Origin of the sequence: Streptomyces purpureus, assembly GCF_014648195.1 — a bacterium.
In the GTDB taxonomy this organism is placed as follows: Bacteria; Actinomycetota; Actinomycetes; order Streptomycetales; family Streptomycetaceae; genus Streptomyces; species Streptomyces purpureus.
Genome location: NZ_BMQQ01000022.1, coordinates 112,912 through 124,314, shown reverse-complemented (window position 1 = coordinate 124,314; position 11,403 = coordinate 112,912). Strand labels below are relative to the sequence as shown.

General features: G+C 72.6%; 10 protein-coding genes. 6 read left to right on the top strand and 4 right to left on the bottom strand.

Features of this window, described 5'->3' with window-relative positions; all coding sequences use genetic code 11:
- From IEZ01_RS24990 to IEZ01_RS24980, 3 genes are all read left to right on the top strand, one after another.
- Nucleotides 1–726 (top strand): scabin-related ADP-ribosyltransferase (locus IEZ01_RS24990; protein ID WP_189203872.1); only part of this gene is annotated, 726 nt, incomplete at its 5' end.
- Nucleotides 723–1,724 carry a type VII secretion system-associated protein gene (locus IEZ01_RS24985; RefSeq protein ID WP_019889883.1) on the top strand — a complete coding sequence of 334 codons (1,002 nt, stop codon included), beginning with the start codon at nucleotides 723–725 and terminating at the stop codon, nucleotides 1,722–1,724. The genes IEZ01_RS24990 and IEZ01_RS24985, both read left to right, overlap by 4 nt.
- Nucleotides 1,725–1,769: 45 nt before the next feature.
- Entirely contained in the window at nucleotides 1,770–2,015 is a 246-nt protein-coding gene (locus IEZ01_RS24980; protein WP_019889882.1) for a DUF397 domain-containing protein, read from the top strand.
- A gap of 66 nt (nucleotides 2,016–2,081) precedes the next feature.
- Here IEZ01_RS24980 and IEZ01_RS24975 read toward each other — a convergent pair whose 3' ends face one another.
- From IEZ01_RS24975 to eccB, 4 genes are all read right to left on the bottom strand, one after another.
- Nucleotides 2,082–2,375: a WXG100 family type VII secretion target gene (locus IEZ01_RS24975; protein ID WP_019889881.1), complete on the bottom strand. Its 294-nt coding sequence runs from the start codon at nucleotides 2,373–2,375 to the stop codon at nucleotides 2,082–2,084.
- Between the two features lie 50 nt (nucleotides 2,376–2,425).
- Nucleotides 2,426–2,764, bottom strand: a complete 339-nt coding sequence (locus tag IEZ01_RS24970; RefSeq protein ID WP_019889880.1) for a WXG100 family type VII secretion target — start codon at nucleotides 2,762–2,764, stop codon at nucleotides 2,426–2,428.
- A gap of 173 nt (nucleotides 2,765–2,937) precedes the next feature.
- Nucleotides 2,938–4,185 (bottom strand): type VII secretion-associated serine protease mycosin, encoded by a 1,248-nt coding sequence (mycP, locus tag IEZ01_RS24965; protein ID WP_019889879.1) that lies wholly within the window; start codon nucleotides 4,183–4,185, stop codon nucleotides 2,938–2,940.
- Nucleotides 4,186–4,200: 15 nt separating this feature from the next.
- Entirely contained in the window at nucleotides 4,201–5,754 is a 1,554-nt protein-coding gene (eccB, locus tag IEZ01_RS24960; RefSeq protein ID WP_189203870.1) for a type VII secretion protein EccB, read from the bottom strand.
- 190 nt (nucleotides 5,755–5,944) lie between these two features.
- Here eccB and eccE point away from each other — a divergent pair, with 190 nt between their 5' ends.
- From eccE to IEZ01_RS24945, 3 genes are all read left to right on the top strand, one after another.
- The gene (eccE, locus tag IEZ01_RS24955) at nucleotides 5,945–7,228 is read left to right on the top strand and encodes a type VII secretion protein EccE (RefSeq protein ID WP_028798050.1); all 1,284 of its coding nucleotides are present in this window, start codon (nucleotides 5,945–5,947) and stop codon (nucleotides 7,226–7,228) included.
- Nucleotides 7,228–8,001 carry a hypothetical protein gene (locus IEZ01_RS24950; RefSeq protein WP_019889876.1) on the top strand — a complete coding sequence of 258 codons (774 nt, stop codon included), beginning with the start codon at nucleotides 7,228–7,230 and terminating at the stop codon, nucleotides 7,999–8,001. Before eccE ends, IEZ01_RS24950 begins: the two co-directional genes overlap by 1 nt.
- 239 nt (nucleotides 8,002–8,240) lie before the next feature.
- The gene (locus IEZ01_RS24945; RefSeq protein ID WP_189203868.1) at nucleotides 8,241–11,330 is read left to right on the top strand and encodes an SCO5717 family growth-regulating ATPase; all 3,090 of its coding nucleotides are present in this window, start codon (nucleotides 8,241–8,243) and stop codon (nucleotides 11,328–11,330) included.
- Nucleotides 11,331–11,403 lie beyond the last annotated feature (73 nt).

Genomic DNA, 11,403 nt, shown 5'->3' with positions numbered 1-11,403 from the left:
ATCCCCGGCGCCCTCATCGAATCCTTCAAGAAGGACCCGAGCGAAGGCCTCGGCCGGCTCCTGCCCGAGATCTTCGGTACGAAGGGTCTGGGCGGGGTCCGTACGGGTATCCGGGTCGGCGCGAAGGAGGGCGCGGAGGCGGCGCTGGAGGGCGCCGGCAAGCAGCTCGACGAGCTGCCCCAGCAGAAGATCCCGGACCAGCCGAGCCACCCGCCGACGGTCCACGACAAGCTGCACGCGGCCGCGGACCGGTCCGTGGACCCGGACAAGGTCCCCGACCACGCCGTATGGCGCACGACGGACGAGCCGCTGTGGCGCAACGACGACCGCAGCCCGGACGAGATCTTCCGCGACGGCTTCAAGCCGTGGAACAACCACAACTACGACCTGGACAACTACGTGCTGTCCAACCAGCACTCCGTGTACGTGGCGACCACCCGGGACGAGGCGCTCGCGTGGGGGTCGAAGTATCGTTACGAGGTCGACGCCCCCAACGGTATCGACGTCAACGCCTCCATTCCGAACAACATCCACGCCAAGGAGAGCGAGATCGCGTTCCCGGGCGGCGTCCGTACGGAGAACATCAAGGGCGTCTGGGAGAAGCTGCCCGACGGCTCGAATCAGTTCACGCCCAATCCTCACTACAACCCGCATGCGGGGGCCGGCGGCGGCCCCGCACCCACCGCACCACCCGCTAGCCTGCTACCCCCTGGATGGACCCAATGAGCGAGACGCTCCTCGGCAGCCGCGACGACGCCACCGCCGTGCGCGGCACGGAGCGGGCACGGTGTGCCCTGCGCTGGTGGCGGGAGGAGGGCGCGCCGATGCCGTACGGGGTGGAGGCGGCCGGGCCCTGGGGGTCCGTACAGGGCCGGAATCACGACCTGTCGCACGCGCTGGCGGAGGTGCGGCGGCAGTTGGAGGCCGGGGGCTGGCTGCTGGCCGTCAACGGTGCGCGGCCCGACGTACGGCAGAGCGGGATGGTGGCCGGCAGCGGCACCGACCGGGCCTACGTCATCACGCCGGGTGAGCCGACCGATCCGGAGAAGATGGTGGGCCTCTTCGACGACGCCCCGGTCGAGGCCGTGATGACGCTCGCCGATCAGGACGCCGCGTACCGGCGGCTGCTCGAGACCCCGATGCGGCGGCCGAGCGCGAGGGAGCCCTCGGGGCCGGCCACTCCGCGGCTCACCGACGAGCTGCGGGCGCAGGCCAAGCGGGCGCCCGGGAGCTGGCTGTACTCGATCGACCCGATGTACGACCCGGCCGGGCAGGTGCCGCCCTTCGCGATCATCGGGGCGTGGCCGGTCAACAACTACGGGGACCCGGGGCCGTTCCAGCACAATCCGAACTACCGCCCCTCCCCCGTGAGCCTGGGGATGCCCGCGCCGACCGATGCGGTGGACGCCGCGCTCCAGCGCGCCGCGACCGGGCACGGTCCGGACGAGGCCGTGGTCGAGGCGCTGGCCGCCGCGACGGTGTTCCTCCCCGACGACGGGCCCGACATCGCCGTGTACACGGACGAGCAGGGTGAGTTCGTGCCCGTGCTGACGCATCCGGGCCACGCTCCGGCGACGGTGCCGCGGCTGCGGCCGGTGGAGTGCGCGCAGTTGGCGCGGCTGCTGCCGCCCGAAATGGGTCTCAAGCTCAATCCGGGGGGCCGTGTCTCCGTGCGGATCCCGGTCTCGGACGTACGCGCCACGGCGGAGCGTCTCGGCAAGTAAGGTGCCTCACAGGCTCGTTCACAGCACCGGGAAAGGACCGCGCCGATGGCTGACGCCAGCGAGAAGGAACGTCAGAAGGAAGAGCTCTACGCCCTCGACATCTCCGGGGTGGAGTGGCACGGGGCGCCCGGGACCAGTGCGGACGAGGAGCGGGTCGAGATCGCTCATCTGCCCGGGGGGGCGGTGGCGATGCGGTCGTCGCTCGACAAGGACACGGTGCTGCGCTACACGAAGGCCGAGTGGGACGCCTTCGTGCTGGGCGCGCGCGACGGCGAGTTCGATCTGCGGTAGCAGAGGACATGAGTAAGGGGGGTGCCCGCTGGTGCGGGCACCCCCCTTACGCGTGGTGGTGCTGGGTCACATCATCATGCGGAAGCGGGCGGCGTTGCCCTTGTCCGTGTCCTGGTAGCCGATGACGGACTCGTCGAGCAGCTGCGCGATGCGCTTCAGGTCGGTGTTCATGCCCGACTGGTCGCGGGTGAGGCGGTCCTGGATCTCGCGGTAGGCGGTCTTCGCCTCACCGTCCCAGGCGTTGGCGACCCGGTTGACCTCGGCCATGAGGTCGTCGAGCTTCTGGTTGAGCTGCGAGGCGGTCAGACGGACGTCGCCCGCCGCCTGCGTCACCGTGTCGTAATTGACGGCAGTGGTCATGATTACTCCTTGTGGCGGATGTACGCGGAAGTCTCGGAAAAGGGCGACGCTCAGGCCATGCCGAGGATGGCGCTCTGGCCCTGCGTGGTGTCGTCCATCTTCCGGAAGGACTTGATGCGGTCCTCTTCCTCACGCGTGAAGCCGTCGGCGCTCATCCGCATGATCTCCTCGAGCTTCACGAGCTCGACCCGCATGTTCCGCAGACGCAGGTTCAGGTCGTTCTGGACCCGGTCGTACTCCTTGCTGGCCGCGCCCTGCCAGCCCGCCTGAATGCGGTCCACGACGCTGTTGAGCGAGGTGACGCGCGCCTGCAGCTCGTCGTGGAAGTCCTGGATCCGGCCGGCGAGCTTGATCTGATCGGCACTAGTTACATTCAGGTCTTTCGACATCTTGCCCCTTCTTCGTTCGATGACGGCGGCCGCGTGGCCCCCGTGACCGGTCGTGATGCGGACGGGTATCTCGTGATGCCGCCCCCGTGCTGGATCACTCGCGTAATCCCAGCCGCCACTCTAGCCATTTGATACGACAGTTCCAACTGCAAAGTCATGTATGGAGACTTGGTTCACCTGGCGCGTTTGCGGCGGCTGTCGCGGATCACCGTGGCGCTGCCCGCGACCACCGCGACGAGGACTCCGCCGATGCCCAGGGCGTACGTCGCGAGGCGCTCGGCGCGCTCCTGGGGCGTCTCCGTCATGGCCAGATGCGCGGGCTCCGGGGCCGGCGGCCTGGGCGGTGCCGGGTCGGGGGTGGCGGCCTGCGGCGGTCCTGCGTCGCCGTCGAGGGCGCGGACCGGGTCGACGACGCCCCAGCCGACGTGGTTGTCATGGCCGTTGATGGAGCGTTCGGCGGTCTGCTCGATCTGGGCGACGACCTCGTGCGCCTTCCACTTGGGGTACTTGGCCCGCAGCAGGGCGGCGACCCCCGCGACGTACGGGGCGGAGAAGCTGGTGCCGTTGTCGACGCACTGTCCGTTGCCGGGGACGGTGGAGACCACGTCCACGCCGGGTGCGGCGACGCCCACGAAGGTGCCGGACTGGGAGAAGACGGCGCGTTCGTTGTTGCGGTCGGAGGAGGCGACGGCGAGGACGCCGGGGAATGCGGCGGGGTAGGTGTTCTTCAGCTTGCCGTCCATGCCGTCGTTGCCCGCGGAGGCGACGACGACGACATCGGCGGCGAGCGCGCGGGCGACGGCCTTGCCGAGGTCGGAGTTCTGGGTCAGCGGCTGGGTGGTGTCCTGCGAGATGTTGATCACGCGGGCCTTCTTGGCGAGGGCGTGGTCGATCGCCTTGGCCATCGTGTCCGACTTGCCGCTGTTCTTCTCGTCGTTCTGGCGGATCGGGATGATCGTCGCCTCGGGTGCCAGGCCCACGAACCCGGTGCCCTTGCGGGGGCGGGCGGCGATGATCCCGGCGACCTTGGTGCCGTGGCCGACCTCGTCGACGGTGCCGTCGGTCTTGCCCCGCTTGGCGTTCGCGTCGTCCGACGCGTCCTTCAGCGGCTTGAGGAAGTCGGCCCCGGACTTGGCGTCGACGGCCTTCTTCAGCTGCGGGTTGATGTCGTCGACACCGGTGTCGATGACCGCGACCCGGATCCCCGCGCCCTTGGTGTCCTGCCACAGCTCGTCGAGCAGCACCCGCTGGAGCGGCCAGGGGGTGCCCTCGATCTGTTTCTTCATCGGGAAGGTGCACTCACCGCCGCCGTCGAGCGCGTACGGGCCGGGGGCGGCGGCCGGGGACGCGGCGGCGGGCGGCGTCAGCAGGGCCGTGAGGGCCGTGGCGGCGGCCAGGACGGCAGGGGTGCGGTACGGCATGGCAGGCACTCCCCCTCACGAACCCTGCGGCTGGCGCGCGCTGTTGGTGTCGAGCCGGGGGCCCTTGGACAGGAACTCCGACCAGGCGATGGGCACGAGCGTGGGGACGACGTTCTGGTAGCCGAGCCGGATCTGCGCCTGGCTGGGCTCGGGCCGGCCGTCCTGCTGCTTCTCCTGCGCGCCCGCGCCGATCTCTGAGCGGGCCGCGTCGCTGTCGCCGTTGGCCTGCACGGCGTACCGCAGGCCGGTGTCGGTGACCAGGAAGAGCGAGCCGTCGGGCTTGGTCTGGGCGCCGCGGACCTGCGTGTAGAGCAGTCCGCTGCCGGGCGTGACGTAGGTGCTGGTGCCGCCGGCGGTGATCTCGGCCGGGTACTTCGTACCGGCCCAGGTGGACAGCGTCGTACGCCCCTTGGAGTCGACCTCGCGGAGCACGCTGCACACCGTGTCGCGGGCGTCGTCGCCGCCGGTGGCGTTGGTCTGCTCGGCCTTCTTCTGCGGCCAGCGCAGGTCGGAGCCGAAGGTCTTGCCGTCCGGGGTGAAGGAGGCCGCGTCGACCGGGGTGGCCTTGCCGTCCATGTCGAGCAGGTCGGTCTGGGGCGAGTTGATGAGCAGCCAGGCCATGAAGTCGGAGACCGGCTGGACCTTGCCCGGCAGGACCACGTAGTGCTGCGGGCCGGATCCGGTCTGCGCCAGCAGGACCATGCCGACCCGGTCCTCGGTCTTGGTCAGGCCGCCGCCGATGCCGGCGTCGTCGCCGACCTTGCCGGGCACGACGGGGAAGTCGATGGGGCTGCCGGTGTGCAGGGTGTTCAGCCAGTCGTCGGTGACCTGCTGGGGCTCCTTGTTGAGGCCGACGAGGGCGGTGGTCAGACCGGCCGCCTCGGCGGGCTTGCCGCGGACCAGGTACTTCGTCCCCTCGGCGTCGACGAGGTAGCGGGGCGAGCCCTTCTGGCCCTTCACATAGAGGACCTGGCCGCCGGTCAGCCGCTCTTTGCCGTCGGTGCGGGAGAAGTCCCGGTCGGCGAAGACGAAGGTGGCCTTCTGCACGCTGGCGCCCTTGCCGCCGCCGGGCTGCTCGCAGACCGCCCAGCGCTTGGCCTTGGCGGCCTCGGTGTGGCTGGGGAGGCGGTCGGGGGCGTACGGGATGCCCAGGATCGGGCCACGCGGCGGCTTGCCCGCGTCGAGGATGCGGTCCTCGACCTGGATGACGGCGAACTGCTGCGGCGTCAGCAGCAGCCGGGCGGAGGCCAGGTTGAGCACCGGGTGCAGCAGGGTCTTCTTGTCCTTGCCCTTGCCGGTCTGCAGGACGACGTAGCGGGTGGTGGACTGCTTGCCCACGATGACCTTCGTGCCGGGCGCGTCCCACCCCTTGGGGGCGTTGGGCTTGAACATGCCCCAGGCGCCGAACCCGGCCACGATCAGCGCGGCGACGATCAGACTGGGCACCACCGCGCGCAGCGGACGCGGTGCCCCCTCCTCGGTACCCGAGGGAGAGGGTTGGAGGAATGCGGCCACCGTGCGCTTCTTCGCAAAGGTGTACGCGTTGAGCTCATCCCGCCGTGATGCCATGAGTCCCCATCTTCGAAAGGCACAGTCTCCACACGGGGGTCCGGGGAGCATGGCACCCGGGCCCCGGCTGTCGGACCGGCCCCCTACTATGCCTGCTGTCCGGTGGTGCTTGTGGGGCGGGTAGGGTGATCCAGCCGCCAAAGCCCTGGCAGGCCAGGGTGATCGGGACGAATTGGGGGGATTGCCCATCATGGCTTCCGCGACGCAGACGCGGCCTGCCCCGGCCGCGCCGAGCACGGTGCCGTCGCAGGGGACCGCCACTCCTCGCCTCAAGGCCCGTCCCGGGCATTTCGGATCGTTCCGATTGCAACAGCTCGTACTGGTCGAGGTCGCCGCGGCGCTGCTGCTGGTGGCCTGGGTGGTCGAGCCGATGCTGCTGATCCCGGCCGGTGTGGCCGCCACGCTGCTGGTGCTGCTCGCCGTCGTGCGCCGGCACCGCCGGTCCCTGCCGGAGTGGCTCGCCACCGTGCTGGCGCTGCGCGCCCGGACCCGCAAGGCGGCCTCGCAGGTCCCACCGCCCGGTACGGAACCGGGGCTCGCACCGGTCGTCGAGTGCGATCCGGCGCTGCGTACGTACACCTTCAGCGACCGCGACCGGCGGCCGGTGGGAATGATCGGCGACGGTACGTTCCTGACGGTCGTCCTGCAGGTCGAATCGGACGCCACCGCGCTGCGGCCCGACCGCTCGGCGCGACCGCTGCCGGTCGCGCTCGTACGGGACGTGCTGGAGGTCGACGGCATCCGGCTGGAGTCGGCGCAGATTGTGCAGCACACCCAGCCCGCGCCCGCGCCGCATCTGCCCGAGCAGTCGATGGCCGCGCGCAACTACGTGCCGTTGCAGGCTCAGACGGGTTCGCCGGCCGTCCGGATCACGTGGATCGCGCTCAAGCTCGACCCCGAACTGTGCCCGGAGGCGGTCGCCGCGCGCGGTGGCGGTCTTCAGGGCGCGCAGAAGTGCGTCGTACGGGCCGCGGACCAGCTGGCGAGCCGGCTGGCCGGGGCGGGTTTCTCCGCGACCGTGCTCACAGAGCAGGAGCTGACCGGCGCGATCGCCACCTCCTCCTGCGCCAATCCGCTGGCCATCGCGCAGGCGGGCCGCTCCCAGGCGCCGGGGCGCCGGACCCAGGAGACCGCGCGGACCTGGCGCTGCGACGACCGGCGGCACACCACGTACTGGGTGGGGCGCTGGCCCCAGCTGGGTGGCGGGGGCGCGCCGATGCCGCAGCTGGTCGCGCTGCTGACCTCGCTGCCGGCGCTGGCGACGACGTTCAGTCTGACCCTGGCCGGAGGGGACCGTCAGGAAGTGACGGTCACCGGTCACGTTCGCATCACCGGGCGCAGCGACGAGGAGTTGCTGGCCGCCCGTCATGAACTGGAGCGCGCCGCGCGCGGGGTGAAGACCGGGCTCGTACGGCTCGACCGTGAGCAGCTGCCCGGCGTGCTCGCGACTCTTCCGCTCGGGGGTGCCCGCTGATGTCCGTCTCCTCTCCTTCCTCCGCCTCGTCGGCCCCTTCCGTACGGAGTACGGGTACGGGACGGCCGGGCCGGCCCCGGATCGGCTTCGGGCTGATCGGGCCGCGCCGCGACCGGCACGCCCTGCCGCTGGACCAACTGGAGGCGCTGGCGCTGCCCGTGGGTGACGACGGCATGGTCATCGGTGTCGACGCGGCCGGCCGGCCCGCCGTGCTCGGCATCAACCGGCCCTCGCCGTACGAGATCACGCTCATCGGCGGTCTGTGGACGGCGCAGGTGATGGCGCTGCGGGCGGCCGCGACCGGGGCCCGGGTCGCCGTGGAGACCGGCCGCGCCCACGCCTGGACGACGCTCGCGCAGGCGGCGGGCGGCGGGCAGCCGTGCATCACGCTGCACGACGTCGGCCGGGTGCCGCCGCAGGGTGCCTCGGCGGGCAGTCCGGTGGTCGTGGTGCGGGACTGCGGTATGCGCCCGCCGCGCGGCCGTGTGGTGTCGGCGCCCTGGCAGTCGGTGGTGACGCTGCTGCCGTATCTCAGCCCGGTGGCGCCGCGGCTGATGGAGAAGTCGGGTCTGGTCGGGGTGCAGCGCGTCTCCCCGGACGAGGCCGCGCAGATCGGGCGGATCATGAATCTGCCGCAGAGTGAGTCCGAGGCGCTGTCCACGCTCGCGGACGGCGTGACGCTGTGGTGCACGGCCGGCGACCGGCAGTTCGTGATGACCCAGGCGACCGACGCGGAGACCGGGCTGCTCGGCGCCGCGCGCCGGATGGACTGACCTGTCCCGTTTCGCCATCTGTTGGTCACCCGCAGGTCGCCCGCGGCGGACGGGACGGACGGCGGTCGACCGGCCGCCCTGCCGTGCGGCCGTGGTTGGCGATTAGGGTGGGAGCGGCGCGGCCAGAACCTGACTGTGGGGGAGCCGCGTCACCAGGGGAGAGCCGGGCGGCCCCGAGACAGCGACGGCCGCCCCGCCCACGACGGCACAAGGGTGCTCGACCACACCAGGAGGCAATAGTGAACGGCGATCGGGACGAGATCCGTGGGGGCTGGAACACGCCCGTCGACGATCAGTCCGACGCGGATCCCGCCGAGATGACGGGTGAGTTCACCATCGACTACACCCCGCCCGCCTGGTACACGCAGAACGCGTCGGGGGATGCGTCGGGTGCGGGGACGCCAGGCGGTGGTGCGACGCCGCCGCCTCCTACCGGTGCCCCCATAGCGGTGCCCGGGCTGCCGGCGGGCAGCGGCTTCGAGCCCAACTGGACCCCGGCGGCTCCGGCTGCTCCCGTGGAGCCGGCCCCACCGGCGCCCGCGCCCGCGCCCGCACCCGCGCCCGCACCCGCGCCCGCCGAGGCGGCCGCGGAGCCCTTCGGTGGCGGGGATGTGGAGAGCGGCGCGACGATGCGGTTCTCGCCCGCGGCGCTGAAGCGTGAGATGGCGGAGATCGCCGAGGCGAAGAAGGCGGAGCAGGCCGACGACTCCGGCGGCTCCGGCGACGCCACCGAGGCGCCCGAGACCGGCGCTCCGGCTCCCGAGGCTGCCGCCGTGGAGACCGAGGACGAGGCCAAGGACGCGGCTCCGGCCGGCGAGGCTGCCGAGGAGCCGGCGGAGGCGCCCGCGCCTCAGGCCGAGACCGAGGCCTCGGCCGACGAACCCGCCGACGCCCCGCAGCCCGATGCCGCGTCCGCCCCCCAGCCGGGGTCTCCCCAGGCCGACGAGCCGTCCGACGCGGCTCCGGCCGACGCCGCCCCCGCCGAGCAGCCGCAGGACGCCGCGCCCGCCGCCCAGCCGTGGTCGGCCCCGGCCGCCCCGCAGGGCGGGGCGGCCGGGCTGCCGCCGCTGCCGCCCGCCTTCCAGCCCGCCGCGCCCACCGCCGCGCCCCAGTGGCCCGTCCCGGCGCCGACCGCCGACCAGTCGGCCCCGCCGCAGTCCGCGCAGCCCCCGGCCGCGCCGGTGCCCGCTCCCGCGTGGCCGGCGCAGCCGACGCCTGGCGCCGAGGTGGCCGTACCGCAGGGCGTGTACGGGCCCCCGCAGCCCGCGGGCACCACTCCCCCGGCACCCCAGGGCGGCTACGGCTTCCCCCAGCCGGACGCCAACGCGCCCGCGCCGCAGGGTGGTTATGGCTTCCCGCACCCCGGACAGCCGCAGCCCGCCGGGCCGAACCCGGCCCAGCCCGCGCTGCCCGCACCGGCCGCCCCGATGCCGCCGCAGACTCCGGACGGTCACCAGGGTGGTTATGGCTTCCCGCACCCCGGACAGCCACTGCCCGCCCAGCCGAACCCGGCCCAGCCCTCGGCGGCCACTCCCCCGGCACCCCAGGACGGCTACGGCTTCCCCCACCCCGGACAGCAGCAGCCCGCCCAGCCCAACCCGGCCCAGCCCGCACTGCCCGCACCGGCCGCCCCGATGCCGCCGCAGGCCCCGGACGGTCACCAGGGCGGCTACGGCTTCCCGCACCCCGGACAGCAGCAGCCCGCCCAGCCGAACCCGGCTCTGCCCGCGCCCGCCGCGCCCCTGCCGCCGCAGGTGCCCAGCCCCGCCGCGCCCGCGATCCCGTTGCCGCCGCAGGCGTCGGACGGGCAGCCGGGTGCGCTGCCGCCGGGCTACCAGGTGCCGTCGGGGCCCGTGCCCGTACCGCCGCAGGAGCAGAGCCACGCGCCCGTCGATCCGCGCACGGGTGCCGCGTGGCCCACGCCCGTCACGCACGACCAGCGCGAGCGCTCGGTGCCGGGCGCCCCGCTCGGGTACACGGCCGCCGTCGAGCTCTCCTCGGACCGGCTGCTGCGCAACAACAAGCAGAAGGCCAAGTCCAGCCGGAACCCCGGAGCCGCCGCCCGCTTCAAGATCGGCGGCAAGAAGGAGGAGGCGGAGCGGCAGCGGAAGCTGGACCTGATCCGCACGCCGGTGCTGTCCTGCTACCGGATCGCCGTGATCTCCCTCAAGGGCGGTGTCGGCAAGACCACGACGACCACCGCGCTCGGCGCGACGCTCGCCACCGAGCGGCAGGACAAGATCCTGGCGATCGACGCCAACCCGGACGCCGGAACGCTCGGCCGCCGGGTGCGCCGGGAGACCGGGGCCACCATCCGTGACCTCGTCCAGGCGATCCCGTACCTCAACTCGTACATGGACATCCGCCGGTTCACCTCGCAGGCGCCCTCCGGTCTGGAGATCATCGCCAACGACGTGGACCCGGCCGTCTCCACGACGTTCAACGACGAGGACTACCGCCGGGCGATCGACGTCCTGGGCAAGCAGTACCCGGTCATCCTCACCGACTCCGGCACGGGTCTGCTCTACAGCGCCATGCGGGGCGTGCTGGACCTGGCCGATCAGCTGATCATCATCTCCACGCCCTCCGTCGACGGCGCGTCCAGCGCGAGCACCACGCTCGACTGGCTCTCCGCGCACGGCTACGCGGACCTGGTGCAGCGTTCCATCACCGTCATCTCCGGGGTCCGCGAGACCGGCAAGATGATCAAGGTGGACGACATCGTCCAGCACTTCGAGACCCGCTGCCGCGGGGTCGTCGTGGTCCCCTTCGACGAGCATCTCGCGGCCGGTGCCGAGGTCGACCTCGACATGATGCGCCCGAAGACCCGCGAGGCGTACTTCAACCTGTCGGCGATGGTCGCGGAGGACTTCTCGCGGGCGCAGCAGGCGCAGGGGCTGTGGACCGGCGACGGCCAGGGCGGCATGCCGCCGCACATGGCTCCGCCGATGCCGGGCCACGGGATGCCGGGCCAGCAGCCCCTCCCCGGTCAGCCCGCGCCCGGTCAGCCGTACCCGCAGCAGCCGTACGGGGGCCAGCCCGCGCCCGGCCAGCCGTACCCGCCGCAGCAGCCGTACGGCGCCCAGCCGGGCCAGCCCGGTCAGCAGCCCATGCCCGGACAGCAGCCCATGCCCGGACAGCCGTACCCGCCGCAGCAGGCCCAGCCCGGTGTGCCGCAGCAGTGGCAGCAGCCCGCCCAGCAGCAGCCCCCGGCGCAGCCGGGACAGCAGCCCGGGCAGCAGCCGCAGGCGGAACTCCAGGGTCCGGTTCCGCCGGTCGGCTGGCCCCCGCAGCAGCCTCCGCAGGCGCCGCCAGCCCCTCAGCAGTAGGGCGTCAAGGGCATAGACCAATGAGGGCCCGTACCGGTGTTCCGGTACGGGCCCTCGCTGTATTCCCGCAGTC